The sequence below is a fragment of the Arthrobacter sp. M71 S08 genome, assembly GCF_059089725.1.
The window spans coordinates 1-365 of the sequence record NZ_JBNHEY010000023.1; the positions used below are offsets into that span (position 1 = coordinate 1).

1 protein-coding gene is annotated in these 365 nt (G+C 64.7%); it reads left to right on the forward strand.

Annotated elements, in window-relative coordinates:
* Nucleotides 1–365, forward strand: a 365-nt coding sequence (locus tag AC5RTB_RS16590) for a beta/alpha barrel domain-containing protein (RefSeq protein ID WP_494062144.1), incomplete at both ends; no start/stop codon positions are given.

Here is a 365-nt window from a genome sequence, read left to right on the forward strand (position 1 = left end):
GCCCGGCTGAGCTCGCTGCCTGAGGATGAGCTGTATGTTGCTGCGAAGGAACTGCAGGCCCCGTATGAGCTCGTGAAGGAAGTTGCTGCTGCGGGCAAGCTGCCGGTTGTGCTGTTCACCGCCGGTGGTATTGCCACCCCGGCCGATGCGGCGATGATGATGCAGCTTGGTGCTGATGGTGTGTTCGTGGGGTCGGGTATCTTCAAGTCCGGTAACCCGGCTGAGCGTGCCGCGGCGATCGTGAAGGCCACCACGTTCCACGATGATCCGGACATGATCGCCAAGGTCTCCCGCGGCCTGGGCGAGGCCATGGTCGGGATCAACGTCGAAGAGATCCCGCAGCCGCACCGCCTCGCCGAGCGCGG